Consider the following 15,507-nt stretch of genomic DNA (forward strand, 5'->3'; position numbering starts at 1 on the left):
GGTGGGGACTGCTTCATGGGGAGGCGTCCCCATCGACACTTTTTGCGCCGCCGGGATAGTTTCTAGGTATTGGGGATGCCGAAGAGTTCGGATCCGCGAATCCACAAGGAGACACACCATGGCTATTTGGGGCGCAGATGTCCAGCAGCTCAAGACCCTCGGCAGCAAGCTCAGCGCCGGCTCGAACGAAATCGAGCAGCAGCGCAACACCCTGAACAAGGTCCTGCACGGCACGGACTGGAAGGGCCCGGACGCCGACAAGTTCCGCAACGAATGGCAGTCCCAGCACATGACCGCCCTCCAGAAGGTCGCCCAGGCCCTGGACGAAGCCGGCAAGAAGGCCACCAAGAACGCCAACGAGCAGGAACAGGCCTCCCAGGGCTAACAACCGCCTCCGGCCAACAACCGCTCCGGCCGGATTACCGGCCGAAACGTGGATGACCCCCTCAAATTTGAGGGGGTCATCCCCGTTTAAGCCGGCATTTCCGCGCGGCCGCGCTCAGGCGGTCAGGACTCAGGCCCCGTTCGGGCCGAAGGCACCGGCTCCACGTCGTTCGCGTGATCCAGCTCCGCGCACGGCTCGGCACCGCCGGGCACCGAAACAGCCAGGCGCTCGGCGCGCAGTTCATCCACACGCACCAGCACCACTCCGAGGATGATCAGCGCGCCACCCAGCAGCTGGACGGTGCTTGGCAGCTCCGAGAGAAGCAGCCAGGCCCAGACGACGGCGAACAGGACCTCGGTGAGTGAAACGAAGGACGCCACCTTGGAGCCCAGGCTGCGGGCGGCCATGATGCCCGAGACGTAGGACAGGACAGTGGAAAGCAGCACCAGGCCGGCCACAGAGACCCACCACGGGGTGTTCCACGGGCCAAGGTGGGTGTCCGCGGCGCTGAAGAACATTGGCAGCAGGCCGAAGGCACCGGCGGCCCACATGACCACGGCGCCGGCCAGCAGGCCGCCGGCGGCAAGCACCAGGGGCGGCAGGCCGTCGTTCTGCTTGGCCGTGATGAAGAAGTAGATCACCAGGCAGACGGCAGCGGCCATGCCCCACAGCACGCCGATGAAGTCCACCTTGACCGCACCGGTGAGGTCGAGCACGAAGACCAGGCCGCCCAGGGACAGGAGGGTGCCGATCGAAGTCAGGGCCCGCGGACGGCGCCGGGTGGCCGCCCACAGCCAGAGCACGATCATGGTGGGCGCAAGGTATTCGAGCAGCAGGGCAACGCCCACGGACAGGCGTGCCACCGCGTTGAAGTAGAAGAGCTGGCAGCCCGCCACACCGATCAGCCCGAACAGCAGGATCGTGAGCCAGTTTTCCTTGAGCTGGTGCCAGCGGCCGCGGAGGGCGAGGACGGCGGGCACCGCCAAGACCAGCGCCGCACCGCTGAGGCGGACCGCGACGGCGGAACCCGGCGTCCAGCCCGTCTCCAGGAGGGACTTCGCGAAGGAACCGGACAGCCCGAAGACCGCGGAGGAGAAGAGCGCGACGCCCAGGCCGGAGGCCATGAAGCCCGCCGCGCCCCGGCTCTTGGCAGCTGACACAGCACGCCTCCTGTCAGGAGTAAAATGGGTTACGCTCCTGACAATACTCCCGAGCCAAGTAAGGAGTCAAAGTGCTTTTTGCACCTGACACCGTGGTGGCCCTGCGCGCCGTCGTCAATCTAATCAACACTGCCGCCAACGGCGGTGAGGAACTGGCCACCCCGGAAGACCTGGACGCTTTCCTGGACGCCGAGGAATTCTCCGGCGTGCGGGCGGGAACCGAGCGGGAACTGGAGAGCATCAAGCGGCTGCGCAAGGAACTTACGGCGTTGTGGACGGCGGACGAAGACACCGCCGTGCAGGCGATCAACCAGCTGCTGGTGAAGGCGAAGGCACTCCCCCAGCTGGTGAAGCACGATCATTGGGACTGGCACCTGCACGCCACCACGCCTGATGCTCCGCTCGCGGATCGGATGGGGACCGAAGCGGCCATGGCGCTGGTGGACGTGATCCGCAGCAAGGAGGGCGAACGCATGCGGGTCTGCGCCGCCGAGGATTGCGACGCGGTGGTGCTGGACCTCAGCCGGAACCGCTCGAAGCTTTACTGCGATACGGGGAACTGCGCCAACCGGGCGCATGTGGCTGCGTACCGGGCGCGCCGCGCCAGCGCGTAGGGCGCGCGTTGCAAGCGGGTCAGTGGCCGGGGGCCGGAGCTTCGGGATCCTCGGGCGAAGCCGCAGGGGGCGCTGCCGGGCCGCGGGCCGCGCCGCCGTGGCTGCGGGCCTTGCGGGAGCTCAGGTTGACGCCGGAGCCCTTGCCGAGGTGCTCGGCGTTTTCCTTGTAGCTCATGGAGAGCATCGCCGCCATGACCAGGCTGACGATGAAGGCAATGCCGCCGCCGGTGAAAGCCAGGTCGAAGCGCGGCGAGTGGCCGCTGCCGCCCGAGGCGAAAATCAGTACGGCGAAAAAGACCACCACGCCCCAGAATGCGGAAAACATCAGCGGCCCTTTCACCGAGGTCCGCATCTTGCGCGGCTCTCCTGGTTTCTGGTCTGCCAAGGTCTTCCTCCAATGGTGGGGTCGTGCCGGCGCCTCGCGCGCCTGAAGAGTTCTACAGAAAGTAGAAGGTACGGTATCTAGTTTACGTCCTTGGCAGGCACGCCGTGCCCACCGTTCCGGCGGCCGCCGGCATCATGGCGCAGGCTCAGGCCGGAGAGGGTCCACAGGACCCCGGAGATGATGGCGCCGCCGCCGGCGACGCCCAGCAGGGCGTGGGCGCCGAGGCTGATGAAGAAGGGCAGCAGCGCCGCCGTTCCAACACCCACGACGCCGGAGATCAGCCAGTCCCGTGCCAGCACCTTGCGGCCGCGCTGGCGCAGGCCCTGCACCAGTTCGCCCGCGCCGAGCACCAGCAGGGCGAGGGAAGCCGAGAGGGCGGCACCGGCGTCGGACTGGGTGAGCAGCGCGCCCACGCCGCCGAGCGCGACCACCGCGGCGAGCGCTGCCGGAACGCTGCCGCCGCGCAACACCGCAAACGCCGTGGCCAGCAGGTACAGCCCCAGCGCCCAGGCGAGGACCTGCACCGATGGAGCCCCCCAGAAGACCGTCAGCGCACCGAACACGAGGGCGATGACGGCGCGGAGCAGCACCGGCTTCCAGGGTGCGGCGTCGTCGGAGCCGGAGAGCCAGGAAGGGACAGATGCTGACGAGGAGGGGAAAGTCACCCATCCAGTTTAGCGACCGGACCCCGCCCGTTTCCGCGGCCAAGGCGGCCCGGACCGCTAGGAGCCCAGCACCATCCATTTGTCGTTGCGCGAGCGTACACCCAGCGTGACTCCGCGGGCCAGCATGTAGCCCAGGCCGAACGCGGCCCACAGCCAGAGCAGCCCGGCCGCGCCTTCGGGCCGGGTCAGGTGGACGGCGGCCAGCAGGGGCAGGTAGAAGGCGAGGTTCACGACGCCGGCGATCGCCAGGTAGCGGGCGTCGCCCGCGCCGATCAGCACGCCGTCGAGCACAAACACGAAACCGGCCAGGGGCTGCCCGGCGGCCAGGATCCATAGGGCGCCGGTGAGGGCGGACTGCACGGCGCCGTCGGAGGTGAAGAGCAAGCCGGTCCAGGGCGCGGCAACAGCCAGCAGGGCCCCGGTGACGACGCCGAAGCCCAGGCCCCAGCGGATCATGGTCCGGGTGAGTTCGCGGGCCTCGGCGGGCCTGGCGGCACCGAGTTCCTTGCCGATCAGGGCCTGGGCGGCGATCGCGAGGGCGTCCAGCGCGAAGGCCAGGAAGGAGAAGATGGTCATGGTGAGCTGGTGCGCGGCCAGGTTGACGGCTCCCTGCGAGGTGGCCACGAGCACGGTGGCGAGGATCGCAAGCCGGAGGGAGAGCGTGCGGAGCATAAGCCAGGACCCCACGGTGGTCATGGTGCGGATGCCGCGCCAGTCCGGCCGCAGGGACACTCCGTGCCGGCGGGCGTTGCGGCCCACCATCACCAGGTAGACGGCCGCCATGGCCCACTGCGCGATGCTGGTACCGAGCGCCGACCCGGCGACCGAGAAGTTCAGGCCGTAGACCAGGATCCAGTTCAGGGCGATGTTGAGCGCGAAGCCCGCGGTGGCCACCACGAGCGGAGTGCGGGTGTCCTGCAGGCCGCGGAGCACGCCGGTGCCGGCGAAGATCAGCAGCATGGCGATCAGTCCGGGCATGGACCAGCGGAGGTAGTCGACGGCGAAACCGCGCACCTCTCCCCCGGCGCCGAACAGGTCCACGAGCGGCCCGGCCGCGACGAAGCCGGCCACCGCCAGCGCGGCGCCCAGCAGCAGGGCCAGCCACACGCCGTCGCGCCCTGCCGCGAGCGCCTTGGTCAGCTTGCCGTCGCCGATCGCGCGGGCGACCGCCGGCGTCGTCGAATACGCCAGGAAGACCATCAGCCCGACGGCAGTGTGCAGCAGCGTGGAGGCGAGGCCGACGCCGGCAAGCTGGTTGACGCCGAGGTGTCCGACGATCGCCGAGTCCGCGAGCAGGAAAAGGGGTTCCGCGATCAGCGCGCCGAAGGCCGGAACGGCGAGGCGGAGGATCTCGCGGGCATGGGAGGGGCGGGCGGCAGGGGCGACGGTTTGGGGCACGTTTCCACCATAACCGGCAGGGCAGACAGCCCTGCCGTTCCGTTTGGCGCCCGTCACATTACTTGACACTTCAAGTAACCTCCGGAACGCTGGAACAATGAACAAGTCAACCCCGACCACCACAGCCCTTACCGTCCTGCGCGTCATCGTCGGCTTCATCTTCGCCGCCCATGGCTGGCAGAAATTCAGCGAGTTCACCATCGCCGGCACCCAGGCCGCCTTCACCCAGATGGGCGTCCCCGCCGCGTCCGCCGCGGCGCCGCTCGTGGCCGGATTGGAGCTCGTCGGCGGCATCGCGCTCATCGCCGGCATTCTGACCCGCGTCTTCGGCGCACTCCTCGCCCTGAACATGCTCGGCGCGCTGGTGCTGGTGCACGCTCCCGCCGGCGTCTTTGTCGCAAACGGCGGCTACGAACTGGTGCTGGCCCTTGGCGGCGGCGCCCTCGCCGTGGCGCTGGCCGGCGCCGGGCGACTCTCCGTGGATGCCGCAGCCTTTGGCCGCAAGGGCTCCAAGCTGAGCGTGCTCGCCTAAGCCTCCCCGTTCACCGCAAGCGCAGGCAGCGCACCCGCATCGGCGGGTGCGCTGCTCTTGGTTTGGCGCTTGTCAGCCTTCGACGCCGGTCAGCTCGTTCGGCACGACGTCCAGGACGGCGCTCTTGAGCACCTTGCGGCCCTTCAGGTCCACGGCGTGGATCGTGCGGGCGTCCGGCTCGGTGACGTACGCCGTCGAACCCTGGACGAACAGCGTGGGCCGCGGGTCCTGCCAGGTGGTCGATTCGGTCCAGGGTGCCGTCACTTTGATGGTGGAGGCGATCTTGCCGGTGGCGGGGTCGATCACGCGCAGGCCGCCGTCGGTGCCCAGGACCAAGGCCTCGCCGGCCGGTCCGCGCCCGAGGGAACGGAAGGAGTAGCTGGTTCCGAGGTCCACGAGCCGCAGCGTGGCGGTCTCGGTGTTGACCAGGGAGATCCGGGTGGGGCGCTCCAGCTCGGCCTCCTTGTCCACCTTGTAATCCCCCAGGATCACCGGCGACTCTTCGGATCCTGCCTGATTGCCCATGCGGCCGTACTTGTCGGGGCTGGCCACCTTGGTGAACTTTCCGTCCTTGTAGATCAGCATGCCGTCCTGGCAGCCAAGCACCACGACGCCGTGCGCAGCGACGGCCTCGCCGTGGACGCCGGGGCAGTTTTCGTTCCGCGCGGTTTCCTTGCGGTCCTGCCCCTTGCCGGCGCTGAGGACGACGGCGCCGGTGCGGCTCTCCTCGGTGCCCAGGGTCACCAGCAGGCCGCCGTCCTCCAGCGGAACCGCGACGCCGTGGTGGGCTTCCGGGGCAGTGTAGACGTCGGTCGCGGGCAGGCCGGTTGTGAGGGCCTTCGTGAGACCGGCAGGGTCAAAGCTTTCGATCTTTCCGGATCCGTCGCTGAACAGCACGGTCCTGCCGGCATGCCGGACCACGTGCCCGGCCTTGCTGGCCTCAAAAGAGCGCTCGGTCAGGCGCGGCTCGCCGGCATAGTGGTGGCTGTGGTCGCCGTGCGGCTCGCTCCACGAGCCGGCGTCGAACACCCGGAACGCATCGCCCGTGGAGACGAGCACGTGGCGGCCGTCGCCCGCCGGGTTGAGGCGGTTGAAACCCTCGAGCTCCGCTCCGCCCACGGGCTTGAGGGTCTTGGCGTCGAGGACGGTGATGCCGCCGTCGTGGGTCAGTACGAGGCGCGGGGTGGGGCCCTGCGCCTCCTTTGGCGCGCCGGGAGAGGCCTCTCCGGCGGAGGGCTGGGAAGCCGGCCCTCCGGCGGCGGCGCCGCAGCCGGCAAGCAGCAGGGCGGAAAGGAGCACGGACGGCACCGCGAGAGCGCGGCGGGAAACATGTCGGAACGAGGGGTGAGCGATCATGCGCTTAACAATAATGACTCTCATTAGAGTTATGGAAATCGGTACGGTTCCCCGGCCGTCCTGCCGTCATATCCCGAGGTGACGGACACCGTCACACAACGCACCGGCGTCCGGCCCGTGGCTAAACTCGCCTCATGAGCGAGCCTGCACCGCACTCAGTCACCCTCCGCTTCCTGGCCGCCCCCACCGACGTCGGGCACAGCGGCTCGGTGGACGCCGGCACGGTCCTGGAATGGGTGGACAAGGCGGCCTACGCTGCCGCCGTCGGCTGGGCGAAGTCGTACTGCGTGACCGCATACGTCGGCAATATCCACTTCAGCGATCCCGTGAACAGCGGCGACATGGTGGAGGTGGAGGCGACCATCGTCTACACGGGCCGCTCCTCGATGCACATCCGCACGGTCACCTCTGCGGCCGACCCCAAGGGCGGCCCGGCCACCATGCGCAGCCAGTGCCTGGTGATCTTCGTAGCGGTGGGCCCGGACGGCAAACCGGTGCCGGTTCCGCAGTTCACGCCGTCCACGCCGACCGAAATCGAGCAGCGGGACAGCGCACTGGCGCGCATTGAGGTGCGCGAGAAGATCGTCGAAGCGATGAACGCCCAGGAATATACCGATGCCGGTACGGCCGAGCGTGTGGTGCTGCGCTTCATGGCGTCCCCGGGCGACGTGAACTGGGGCGGCAAGGTGCACGGCGGCATCGTCATGAAATGGATCGACGAGGCCGCCTACGTCTGTGCCTCCCGGTACTGCGGCAGGGACACCGTGGCGGTGTTCTCCGGCGGCGTCCGCTTCTACCGGCCGCTGCTGATCGGCGACGTCGTGGAAGTAGAGGCCCGCCTGGTGTACACCGGCAACAAGGGCATGCATATCGCCGTCCACGTGCGCTCCGGCAGCCCAAAGAGCCGGGAAATGAACCTCACCACCTACTGCCTGACGGTCATGGTGGCCCGCGACGAAAGCGGCACCTCCGTGCCGGTGCCCCAATGGGTACCGGTCAGCGACGAGGACAAGCGGCTGCACGAGCACGCCCGCGAACTGCTGAAGATCCGCGGCGGGGCGCCGGGCAACCGCCTGCCCGACCATCTGCTGCAGGGCGAAGGCGCCTAAGCCCGCTCCGCACGGGTCCCGAACCGGAGGCTAGAAGCCGCCGCCGGTCTCTCCTGCCATGTTGGCGAAACGGGAGTAGTGGCCCTGGAAGGCGACCACGATGTCCTTGGTGGGGCCGTTACGGTGCTTGGCCACCAGGATGTCGGCCTCGCCGGCGCGCGGGGACTCCTTGTCGTAGACGTCTTCGCGGTGCAGGAGGATCACCATGTCGGCATCCTGCTCGATGGAGCCGGATTCACGCAGGTCCGAGACCATGGGGCGCTTGTCCTGGCGCTGTTCCGAACCACGGTTGAGCTGGGACAGGGCAATGACCGGCACCTGGAGTTCCTTGGCAAGCAGCTTCAGCGCACGGGAGAACTCGGACACTTCCTGCTGGCGGGATTCCACGCGCTTGCCGGAGCTCATCAGCTGCAGGTAGTCCAGGACCACAAGCTTGAGGTCGTGCTGCTGCTTCAGCCGCCGGCACTTGGCACGGATTTCCATCAGGGACATGTTGGGGCTGTCATCGATGAACAACGGGGCGTCGTTCATGCGGCCCATGGTGGTGGCGATCTTGGACCACTGCTCGTCCTTGATGGTGCCCTTGCGCAGGTCCTGCAGGCTGATGGTTGCCTCGGCCGAGAGCAGGCGCATTGCGATTTCATTCCGGCCCATTTCGAGCGAGAACATCACCGTGGCCAGGTTGTTCTTGATGGCAGCCGAGCGCGCGAAGTCCAGCGCGAACGTCGACTTACCGACGGCGGGACGCGCCGCGATGACGATCATCTGGCCAGGGTGCAGGCCGTGCGTCAGCTCATCGAGCTCGTAGAAGCCGGTGGGAACACCGGTCATGCCCTCGCCGCGGTGCCCGGAGGCCTCGATTTCGTCCACCGTGGACTCCATGACGTCCTTCAGGGCGACATAGTCCTCGGCGGTGCGGCGCTCGGCGACGGCATAGACCTCGGCCTGGGCCTGGTTGACGAGGTCTTCAACCTCACCGTCCTGGCCATAGCCCATCTGCACGATCTTGGTGCCGGCGTTCACGAGGCGCCGGAGCACGGCCCGTTCCGCGACGATCTCCGCGTAGTAGCCGGCATTGGCTGCCGTGGGGACGGTCTGGATAAGCTCGTGCAGGTAGGCGGGACCGCCGATCTTGTTGATCTCGCCGCGCTTGGTCAGTTCGTCGGAGACCGTGACGGCGTCGGCGGGCTCGCCGCGGCCGTAGAGGTCGATGATCGATTCGTAGATGGTCTCGTGGGCAGGGCGGTAGAAGTCGTGACCGCGGACGATCTCCACGACGTCCGCGATGGCGTCCTTGGACAGCATCATGCCACCGAGGACCGATTGCTCTGCCGCAATGTCCTGCGGGGGAGTCCGGCTTAGCTCGGATGAGCGGCCGCCCTCAATCGAATCCAGGTGCGTAACTGACAAAGCCGTCCTCCATGTGTGCCGCCGGGTGCTTCAGGACAGCTGGCGGCGCCCTGGGAGGGGCTGCCGGCCGCCTGGAATCTGCCGTTGCCACATCCTTGCGGAGGGCACCGACAATCTTCCGCCGGGCTCCTTCCGGAACCGGCGGATCCGGATTTCCCCAGCTATCCACGGCTTATCCACAGGGAAATCCACAAGGCCAGCAAAAGACCTGTGTGAAAAGCACCAGCGACGGCGAAAACGGGGCAATCCAGGTACCTGAATGGGGTACCAAGCCACGTTATCCCCGCTTTTTCCCGGAGCCAAGCCGGGCCTGTGGACAACCGGTGGATAACCAGACCATGCTTGTGCACAGTATGTGCATGTTCCTGTGGAAAGCAAAATTCTTTCCCTTGGAATGGGTCCCTGAACTGGGAAAACACTTCGAACAGGGTGTGGACCAAAAGTATTTTCCGGCCCCCGCCATCCACAGCCTCAATGCCGGCTAACGCATGAAAGGACCCCTAACCCTCCATTCACAGGGGAAAATATGCCCAAAATGTGATGCAGCCCACAAATTCCCCGGAAATTCGACAGTATCCTCTCAAAAAGCATGCCCATCTGGGAATGTGCTGTGGATAACTGGCAACTGGCATAAGCTCTAGGCATGGACTTCACCTTGGGGGATGTACTGACCGTCGCAGTGCCCGTGGTCATCCTCGGCATGGTGATCTGGGCCCTGAACCAGGCCTTCAAACCCCGGGACTTCGGCGTCTCCGAGGCCGAACGGTACCAGCGTGAACTCGCCCGGCGGTCCGCCGCCCACCAGGCGGAACAGACCCAGGCGGCACTGGCCGCCCGCGCCCGCGCGAACACGCAAGCCGGGCACAAGCAGCCCCCGCAGCCCCAACCCCGACTTCAGCGTCACGCACAGCCGGCAGCAGCTCCGGCGTCGGGCCGTCCGCTGGCGGTGCTTCCAGACGGACAGCTGAACCCGGACTTTGTGCGGCAGTTGCAATCCATGGCCCGGAACGGGCAGAAGATCCAGGCCATTAAACTTCTACGGGACTACACCCGCGCGGACCTGCTCTCCGCAAAGAACTACATAGATCGGCTCTGATACATGGAATCCCTGATCATCCCGGCCCTGATTTTGATTGCCGTGGTCATCGCCGTCCTGCTGCTCAACCGCAGCCTGAGCCGCCGCGCCACGGACTACCGGGCGAAGCACGAGGCCGACGGCGCACCGGTGGACGCCGTGGAACTGGCACGCGAGTCGGCGGCCAAACTGAGCGAGGAGCAGCACCGCCGGCTGTACTCCCTTATCGCGCAGGGGCAGGCGATGGCAGCGATCAAGCTGTACCTCAGCAGCACGGGAGAGGGCCTGCGCGCCTCCCGTGACGCCGTCGCCGCCCTCGCGGCGCACCCGCAGCCGTTCCGGCAGCCCGAGCCGCCGCCGGTAGACCTGCTGCCGGATGACGAGGAACCCGAACGCTTCCCGTACCGCTACCGGGCCATCGCCAGCAAGGGCGACGTGATCCGCGAAGTCAGCAGCAACATGCTCAACGACGACATCTACGGCCGGATCCGCACGCTGGCCAAGAGCGGCGACGTCGAGGCCGCCGCCCTCGCCCTGGTGCGCCACTCCGACATCTCGCTCGCGCAGGCGCGGGAGTTCATCGCACTGCTGGAGGACTGAACCCCCCGGACTGCGCGTTGGGTTAGAAGTCGAAGAGGTCGCCCAGCCAGCTTTCCTTCTTCTTGTGCCGCCGGTCGTAGTCACGGTCATAGCCCTTGCCGTAGTTCCGGTCGTCATAGCGGGGCTTGTCGCGGTTGTAGCGGGGGTCTTGGACGTTGCCGTAGCCGGGCTGCGGGTAGTCGCGGTTGTACAGCGGCGGAGGAGTCGGGGCGGGCGGGGCCTGGGGTGCAGGCGCCGCCGGCTGACCGCCGTACTGGTTCCCGGCGCGGTCGATGATCTTGTCGAGCTCGCCGCGGTCCAGCCACACGCCCCTGCACTGCGGGCAGTAGTCGATCTCCACGCCGTTCCGGTCGCTCATCACCAGGTCATTTGAATCCACAGGACACTTCATGACCGGCTCAACGATCCGGGCCGGGAATTAGTTCGGCCGGCCCTCTCAGCGACCGCCGGTGATCCCGGCCAGGAGCTGCTCGAAGGGCATGGATTCCATCGGATCGGCCTTCCGGCGCGGCTGGTCCCCGCTCAGCAGCTGCACCAATTCCTTCGCCGCCCGGTCCACGCGGGCCGAGAGGGGCGAGCCGCCGCCGTCGTTGTTCCCCCAGTCCTGGGGGCCGGCGAAAACGGAGGTCTGCGTCATCCGGGTGCGCAGGTAGCTGAATAGCGGCCGCATGGCGTAGTCCAGCACCATTTGGTGGCGGTCCGTGCCGCCTGTGGCGCCCATCAGCACCGCCTTGCCGTCCAGGGATTTGGGGTCCAGGACGTCGATGAAGGACTTGAACAGGCCGCTGTAGGAGGCGCTGAACACCGGGCTGACCGCGATGATCCCATCGGACTGCTCGACGCCGGCAATCACCTCCGCGAGGCGCGGCCCCGCGTAGCCGGTGACGAAGTTGTTCGCGATGTCCACGGCGAGCTCGCGCAGTTCGACAACTTCCACTTCGGGGTCGTAGCCCGCCTCACCAAGCTGCCGCTTCACCGAGGCGGCGAGCTGGTCGGCGAGCAGGCGGCTCGACGACGGGACGCCGAGTCCGGCGGAAAGGACGGTGATGCGGCGGGTCTCCATGGCGTTCTCCTGGTGCTCGATGATTCGTTTACAGATTACATGCATTTGCATCTATACCGTAAACGGGGGTGCTCCTGGGTTTATTCCGCACCTCTGGCAGCGCCCCTGGCGGTCTGCAAAACTACCGCCATGGACGAGAACAAGACGCAGCCCACCGCCGTGCCCGTCCGGGAATTCCTGGCGGCCGTGGAGCATCCCGTGCGACGGGCCGACGGTTTTGCGCTCCTGGAACTGATGCGGGACGCCACCGGGCTTGAGCCCGTGATGTGGGGGCCAAGCATCGTGGGCTTCGGCCGGTACCACTACCGTGGCGCCAGCCGCGAAGGCGACACTGCCGCCGTCGGCTTCTCCCCGAGGAAGGCCAACCTGGCGCTCTACGGCCTGATCTACGATCCCGACGCCGCAAAGCTGCTGGCCGGGCTGGGCAAGTACAAGACCGGAGTCGGCTGCCTGTACATCAACAAGCTTTCCGACGTGGATCTGGGCGTGCTGGACGAGTTGGTCCGCCGCGGCTACGAATACGTGATGAACGAACTGCACCGGCCGTAAGGACCTCCACTCCGGGGCATTAATCGGCCCCTCGCGGGGCGTATCGCGGGGCGGGGCCGGGGAGTAAGATCACCGCAGGCTGGGTCGTCGTCGCAGGCGGTGCGTGGCGGGTTGCCAGGAACCGTGATGCGACACTTTCCGTATCTGTGCGCAGGGTCTGCCCGGTCGAAAGTCACCACCATGCTCAGTAAACTCAGCCCACTCGTCACCGCGCTCCTCATCGGCGGCTTCGCCGTAGCGGGCGCCGCCCCCGCCAACGCGGACGTTATCGAACGCTACAGCCTAGATTTCTCAACCAGCGGCGTAGTCGACGACTTCTGCGGCTCGGGACTCCAGCCCTCCTTCACCTATGACCAGACCGGCTCCGGCTCCGCCAAAACGCGCGGCAGTGAGCTGCTGTGGTTCCACGAGGAGACCAGGGTTGTCCAAACATTCACCTACAACGGGATGACCGTGACGGACATCCAGCCGAACACCCTCGCCAAGGACCTCAAGATCGTCGACAACGGCGACGGGACGCTCAGCATCACTGTGCTGCTGACCGGAGAAAACCGGCTTATCGGAAGTGACGGCAAGCTCCTCGCCAAGGGCGACGGCCAGATCCGCAGGCTCCTGATCTTCGACACCGCCACCGGCGAGTTGATCAGCGAAGAGCAGATCTTCGGGTCGACCGGTACGAACGACGACTTCTGCGAAGCGATCCTCGCCCACTGGGGCGTCTGAGCCAGTTGGCCCGGCCCGGGTCAAAGAAAAGGCCCCCGCTCCCCGGAAACCCGGGAGCGGGGGCCTTTCGTGCAGCTTGCGCTACTTGCTTGCAACGACCTCGAGGTCGATGACAGCGGAAACGTCCTCGTGCAGGCGGACGTTGGCCTGGTACGAACCAACAGACTTGATGTGGTTCGGCAGTTCAACGTTGCGCTTGTCGATGGAGCCGAGACCGGCAGCCTCAACAGCAGCTGCGACGTCGGCCGGCTTGACGGTGCCGAAGAGACGACCGGACTCGCCGGCCTTCACAACGAGCTGAACCTTCTTGGCGGACAGCGCAGCGGCCTGTGCCTGGGCAGCTTCAACAGAAGCGTGGGCGCGGGCAGCACGTGCAGCCTTGATGGACTCAACCTGCTTCTCGCCACCACGGGTCCAGGTCAGAGCGAAGCCGCGGGGCAGGAGGTAGTTACGTGCGTAACCGTTCTTGACCTCGACAACATCGCCAGCAGCACCGAGACCGGTAACTTCGTGGGTCAGAATGAGCTTTGCCATGTTAGTTAATCCCTTCCTTAGCCGCGGCCAGCGCCGGAGTAGGGAAGCAGTGCAACTTCGCGGGCGTTCTTGATTGCCTGGGCGATCTTGCGCTGTTCCTGAACGGTAACGCCGGTGACGCGACGAGCGCGGATCTTTCCGCGGTCGGAGATGAACTTGCGCAGCAGTGCTACGTCCTTGTAGTCGATGACAGTGATGTCAGCGGCCTTCAAGGGGTTGGACTTTGGTTTGGGCTTACGGAGTTCAGCCTTAGCCATCGTGGAGCTCCTTTTCTATGGAGCCCGTGGATATTGATCCACGGGATGGTGGTGCCCGACGGCGTCTGCCACCTTGGGTGCGTTGCGGCACCCGGGCGGGGTCCGGCGTCGGACGTGAATGTTTGTTTAGAAGGGAGGTTCGGAGTCCGGGCCGTTGCCCCAGCCGCCTGCATTGCTGACACCGGGGGTAGCCCACGGGTCATCCTGCGGCGCGGACTGGTTGCCGCCCCATCCTCCACCGGAGTTGCCGCCCTGGTTTCCACCAGAGCCGCCACCGAAGCCACCGCTGTTGCCGCCGAAGCCGCCCTGGCCGCCGTTACCGCCGCCAAATCCGCCGCCGCCGGAGCGCTGGGTACGGTTGACCTTGGCATTGGCGTACCGAAGGCTGGGGCCGATTTCGTCGACCTCAAGCTCGATGACGGTGCGCTTCTCGCCTTCCTTGGTTTCGTAGGACCGGCTCTTCAGGCGGCCCTGAACGATGACGCGCATGCCCTTGGTCAGGGATTCGGCCACGTTCTCGGCTGCCTCACGCCATACCGACGCGCGGAGGAAGAGGGTTTCCCCGTCCTTCCACTCGTTGGACTGGCGGTCGAAGGTCCGGGGAGTAGAAGCGATGGTGAAGTTCGCTACTGCCGAGCCAGACGGGGTGAACCGCAGCTCCGGGTCATTGGTGAGATTACCGATGACCGTGATAGTGGTTTCGCCTGCCATCTACTGCCTCCTTGTTCGTTCCTACGGGGTAAAGATTGGAAAGTCGGGAGCTGAATTACTCAGCAACAACCTTCTGGTCTTCGGGGCGGATGATCTTGGTGCGCATGATGGTCTCGTTCAGAGACAGCTGGCGGTCAAGTTCCTTGGCGGTAGCCGGCTCAGCGGTGAAGTTCACCACGGCGTAGATACCTTCAGACTTCTTCTTGATGTCGTAAGCCAGGCGACGACGGCCCCAGATGTCAACCTTCTCGATGGTTCCACCATCGGTGGTGATGACATTCAGGAACTTCTGAAGCGACGGCTCAACGGTACGCTCTTCGACCTCGGGGTCGATGATTACCATCAATTCGTAAGGACGCATATGTGAACCCACCTCCTTTGGGCTAAGCGGTTACGGTATCTCCGTAACAGGAGGTTCATTTGCGATGCCGTGCAAGGCTCCGCCACCGGAAATTCGGGGGCAGGGCGCAGCACAGACTTCAACATCTTAGTCCATCTCCCGCACCCAAGGCTATTCGGCGTGTCCCGCCCGGGGAACGCCCGGGCCCTCGTATGTGGAAAACGGGCTGGGACATCGCCGGGGGCCAGGACGCAGCCGGGGAAAAAGAACACCCCGGTCCGAAAACCGGGGTGTTCCTGTTTTGTGCGCGGAGGGGTGTGTGATTTCAGGACATCGTTTACACCTGTGGCGGGACATCGTTGACGGGTGATAGTTGACTGCTGTGGCGGGACATCGTTGACGGTCTCGGCATGTCGCGGGACATAGACGACAGCTGGCCTGATGGGCTGGGCCATGTCGAAGAACAAGGTCATCGTCCTGGCCGTACTCGAGGGCGGAATGTCGAAATCCGAGGCTGCCCGCCGTTACGGGGTCAGCCGGCAATGGGTCCACGAACTCCTCAGGCGCCATGCCCAGGCCGGTAACTCAGGACTCGCGCCCCGCTCCAGGCGTCCGCGCACGAGTCCGCACGCCACCCCGGC

22 protein-coding genes are annotated in these 15,507 nt (G+C 66.2%); 10 read left to right on the forward strand and 12 right to left on the reverse strand.

The genetic code is table 11. The features are described from left to right. The first annotated feature begins 118 nt into the window (after positions 1-118). Positions 119-385 carry a WXG100 family type VII secretion target gene (locus tag BLP88_RS18190; RefSeq protein WP_074588781.1) on the forward strand — a complete coding sequence of 89 codons (267 nt, stop codon included), beginning with the start codon at positions 119-121 and terminating at the stop codon, positions 383-385. A 122-nt stretch (positions 386-507) separates the two neighbouring features. Here the strand turns inward: BLP88_RS18190 and BLP88_RS18195 are convergent, their stop codons facing one another. Further along, complete coding sequence (locus BLP88_RS18195; RefSeq protein ID WP_175453601.1) at positions 508-1,509, reverse strand: EamA family transporter; 1,002 nt, start codon at positions 1,507-1,509, stop codon at positions 508-510. Between the two features lie 107 nt (positions 1,510-1,616). On the opposite strand from BLP88_RS18195, the gene BLP88_RS18200 reads away from it, so the two are divergent. Further along, positions 1,617-2,159, forward strand: coding sequence for a CGNR zinc finger domain-containing protein (locus BLP88_RS18200; protein WP_074591565.1), 543 nt, complete (start codon positions 1,617-1,619; stop codon positions 2,157-2,159). A gap of 19 nt (positions 2,160-2,178) precedes the next feature. Here BLP88_RS18200 and BLP88_RS18205 read toward each other — a convergent pair whose 3' ends face one another. From BLP88_RS18205 to BLP88_RS18215, 3 genes are all read right to left on the reverse strand, one after another. Then, positions 2,179-2,544, reverse strand: coding sequence for a hypothetical protein (locus tag BLP88_RS18205; protein WP_074591567.1), 366 nt, complete (start codon positions 2,542-2,544; stop codon positions 2,179-2,181). Between the two features lie 77 nt (positions 2,545-2,621). After that, positions 2,622-3,209, reverse strand: coding sequence for a hypothetical protein (locus BLP88_RS18210; RefSeq protein WP_373366890.1), 588 nt, complete (start codon positions 3,207-3,209; stop codon positions 2,622-2,624). A 57-nt stretch (positions 3,210-3,266) separates the two neighbouring features. Then, the gene (locus BLP88_RS18215; RefSeq protein ID WP_074591570.1) at positions 3,267-4,607 is read right to left on the reverse strand and encodes an MATE family efflux transporter; all 1,341 of its coding nucleotides are present in this window, start codon (positions 4,605-4,607) and stop codon (positions 3,267-3,269) included. Positions 4,608-4,704: 97 nt separating this feature from the next. On the opposite strand from BLP88_RS18215, the gene BLP88_RS18220 reads away from it, so the two are divergent. Then, a complete protein-coding gene (locus BLP88_RS18220) occupies positions 4,705-5,139 on the forward strand; it encodes a DoxX family protein (protein WP_074591572.1) in 435 nt (144 codons plus the stop codon). A 72-nt stretch (positions 5,140-5,211) separates the two neighbouring features. Here BLP88_RS18220 and aztD read toward each other — a convergent pair whose 3' ends face one another. Continuing rightward, positions 5,212-6,495: a zinc metallochaperone AztD gene (gene aztD, locus BLP88_RS18225; RefSeq protein ID WP_074591574.1), complete on the reverse strand. Its 1,284-nt coding sequence runs from the start codon at positions 6,493-6,495 to the stop codon at positions 5,212-5,214. A gap of 134 nt (positions 6,496-6,629) precedes the next feature. On the opposite strand from aztD, the gene BLP88_RS18230 reads away from it, so the two are divergent. Next, positions 6,630-7,604: an acyl-CoA thioesterase gene (locus BLP88_RS18230; RefSeq protein ID WP_074591576.1), complete on the forward strand. Its 975-nt coding sequence runs from the start codon at positions 6,630-6,632 to the stop codon at positions 7,602-7,604. A 30-nt stretch (positions 7,605-7,634) separates the two neighbouring features. On the opposite strand, the gene dnaB is transcribed toward BLP88_RS18230, so the two are convergent. Beyond that, positions 7,635-9,014: a replicative DNA helicase gene (dnaB, locus tag BLP88_RS18235; protein ID WP_074591578.1), complete on the reverse strand. Its 1,380-nt coding sequence runs from the start codon at positions 9,012-9,014 to the stop codon at positions 7,635-7,637. Positions 9,015-9,226: 212 nt separating this feature from the next. Here dnaB and BLP88_RS18845 point away from each other — a divergent pair, with 212 nt between their 5' ends. The 3 genes from BLP88_RS18845 to BLP88_RS18245 all read left to right on the forward strand — a co-directional run bounded on the left by BLP88_RS18845 (position 9,227) and on the right by BLP88_RS18245 (position 10,689). Beyond that, positions 9,227-9,499 carry a hypothetical protein gene (locus BLP88_RS18845; RefSeq protein WP_139163450.1) on the forward strand — a complete coding sequence of 91 codons (273 nt, stop codon included), beginning with the start codon at positions 9,227-9,229 and terminating at the stop codon, positions 9,497-9,499. A gap of 158 nt (positions 9,500-9,657) precedes the next feature. Next, the gene (locus tag BLP88_RS18240; protein WP_074591580.1) at positions 9,658-10,110 is read left to right on the forward strand and encodes a hypothetical protein; all 453 of its coding nucleotides are present in this window, start codon (positions 9,658-9,660) and stop codon (positions 10,108-10,110) included. A 3-nt stretch (positions 10,111-10,113) separates the two neighbouring features. Beyond that, entirely contained in the window at positions 10,114-10,689 is a 576-nt protein-coding gene (locus BLP88_RS18245) for a hypothetical protein (RefSeq protein ID WP_074591582.1), read from the forward strand. A gap of 22 nt (positions 10,690-10,711) precedes the next feature. On the opposite strand, the gene BLP88_RS18250 is transcribed toward BLP88_RS18245, so the two are convergent. Together BLP88_RS18250 and BLP88_RS18255 are read right to left on the reverse strand one after the other, a co-directional pair. Then, positions 10,712-11,080, reverse strand: coding sequence for a TFIIB-type zinc ribbon-containing protein (locus tag BLP88_RS18250; protein ID WP_074591584.1), 369 nt, complete (start codon positions 11,078-11,080; stop codon positions 10,712-10,714). A gap of 45 nt (positions 11,081-11,125) precedes the next feature. Further along, entirely contained in the window at positions 11,126-11,752 is a 627-nt protein-coding gene (locus BLP88_RS18255) for an FMN reductase (RefSeq protein WP_074591586.1), read from the reverse strand. A gap of 129 nt (positions 11,753-11,881) precedes the next feature. Between BLP88_RS18255 and BLP88_RS18260 the strand changes: the two genes are divergently transcribed. Continuing rightward, a complete protein-coding gene (locus tag BLP88_RS18260; RefSeq protein WP_074591588.1) occupies positions 11,882-12,301 on the forward strand; it encodes a DUF1801 domain-containing protein in 420 nt (139 codons plus the stop codon). 180 nt (positions 12,302-12,481) lie between these two features. Continuing rightward, positions 12,482-13,024, forward strand: coding sequence for a hypothetical protein (locus BLP88_RS18265; RefSeq protein ID WP_074591590.1), 543 nt, complete (start codon positions 12,482-12,484; stop codon positions 13,022-13,024). Between the two features lie 81 nt (positions 13,025-13,105). On the opposite strand, the gene rplI is transcribed toward BLP88_RS18265, so the two are convergent. From rplI to rpsF, 4 genes are all read right to left on the reverse strand, one after another. Then, a complete protein-coding gene (gene rplI / locus BLP88_RS18270) occupies positions 13,106-13,558 on the reverse strand; it encodes a 50S ribosomal protein L9 (protein WP_074591592.1) in 453 nt (150 codons plus the stop codon). Positions 13,559-13,575: 17 nt separating this feature from the next. Next, positions 13,576-13,815 carry a 30S ribosomal protein S18 gene (rpsR, locus tag BLP88_RS18275; protein WP_003800144.1) on the reverse strand — a complete coding sequence of 80 codons (240 nt, stop codon included), beginning with the start codon at positions 13,813-13,815 and terminating at the stop codon, positions 13,576-13,578. Positions 13,816-13,941: 126 nt separating this feature from the next. Beyond that, positions 13,942-14,526 carry a single-stranded DNA-binding protein gene (locus tag BLP88_RS18280; protein ID WP_074591594.1) on the reverse strand — a complete coding sequence of 195 codons (585 nt, stop codon included), beginning with the start codon at positions 14,524-14,526 and terminating at the stop codon, positions 13,942-13,944. A 55-nt stretch (positions 14,527-14,581) separates the two neighbouring features. After that, a complete protein-coding gene (gene rpsF / locus BLP88_RS18285; RefSeq protein WP_021473324.1) occupies positions 14,582-14,887 on the reverse strand; it encodes a 30S ribosomal protein S6 in 306 nt (101 codons plus the stop codon). 432 nt (positions 14,888-15,319) lie between these two features. On the opposite strand from rpsF, the gene BLP88_RS18290 reads away from it, so the two are divergent. Continuing rightward, positions 15,320-15,507 (forward strand): helix-turn-helix domain-containing protein (locus tag BLP88_RS18290; RefSeq protein WP_175453600.1); only part of this gene is annotated, 188 nt, incomplete at its 3' end.

Origin of the sequence: Arthrobacter cupressi, assembly GCF_900099975.1 — a bacterium.
Classification (GTDB): Bacteria; Actinomycetota; Actinomycetes; order Actinomycetales; family Micrococcaceae; genus Arthrobacter; species Arthrobacter cupressi.

What these genes read in the sequence shown, in the direction of transcription:
- BLP88_RS18190 (WP_074588781.1), top strand. Translation starts at nt 119, where the DNA reads ATGGCTATTTGGGGCGCAGATGTCCAGCAGCTCAAGACCCTCGGCAGC.
- BLP88_RS18195 (WP_175453601.1), bottom strand. Translation starts at nt 1,509, where the DNA reads ATGGCCTCCGGCCTGGGCGTCGCGCTCTTCTCCTCCGCGGTCTTCGGG.
- BLP88_RS18220 (WP_074591572.1), top strand. Translation starts at nt 4,705, where the DNA reads ATGAACAAGTCAACCCCGACCACCACAGCCCTTACCGTCCTGCGCGTC.
- aztD (WP_074591574.1), bottom strand. Translation starts at nt 6,495, where the DNA reads ATGATCGCTCACCCCTCGTTCCGACATGTTTCCCGCCGCGCTCTCGCG.
- BLP88_RS18230 (WP_074591576.1), top strand. Translation starts at nt 6,630, where the DNA reads ATGAGCGAGCCTGCACCGCACTCAGTCACCCTCCGCTTCCTGGCCGCC.
- BLP88_RS18240 (WP_074591580.1), top strand. Translation starts at nt 9,658, where the DNA reads ATGGACTTCACCTTGGGGGATGTACTGACCGTCGCAGTGCCCGTGGTC.
- BLP88_RS18245 (WP_074591582.1), top strand. Translation starts at nt 10,114, where the DNA reads ATGGAATCCCTGATCATCCCGGCCCTGATTTTGATTGCCGTGGTCATC.
- BLP88_RS18250 (WP_074591584.1), bottom strand. Translation starts at nt 11,080, where the DNA reads ATGAAGTGTCCTGTGGATTCAAATGACCTGGTGATGAGCGACCGGAAC.
- BLP88_RS18255 (WP_074591586.1), bottom strand. Translation starts at nt 11,752, where the DNA reads ATGGAGACCCGCCGCATCACCGTCCTTTCCGCCGGACTCGGCGTCCCG.
- BLP88_RS18260 (WP_074591588.1), top strand. Translation starts at nt 11,882, where the DNA reads ATGGACGAGAACAAGACGCAGCCCACCGCCGTGCCCGTCCGGGAATTC.
- BLP88_RS18265 (WP_074591590.1), top strand. Translation starts at nt 12,482, where the DNA reads ATGCTCAGTAAACTCAGCCCACTCGTCACCGCGCTCCTCATCGGCGGC.
- rplI (WP_074591592.1), bottom strand. Translation starts at nt 13,558, where the DNA reads ATGGCAAAGCTCATTCTGACCCACGAAGTTACCGGTCTCGGTGCTGCT.
- rpsR (WP_003800144.1), bottom strand. Translation starts at nt 13,815, where the DNA reads ATGGCTAAGGCTGAACTCCGTAAGCCCAAACCAAAGTCCAACCCCTTG.
- BLP88_RS18280 (WP_074591594.1), bottom strand. Translation starts at nt 14,526, where the DNA reads ATGGCAGGCGAAACCACTATCACGGTCATCGGTAATCTCACCAATGAC.
- rpsF (WP_021473324.1), bottom strand. Translation starts at nt 14,887, where the DNA reads ATGCGTCCTTACGAATTGATGGTAATCATCGACCCCGAGGTCGAAGAG.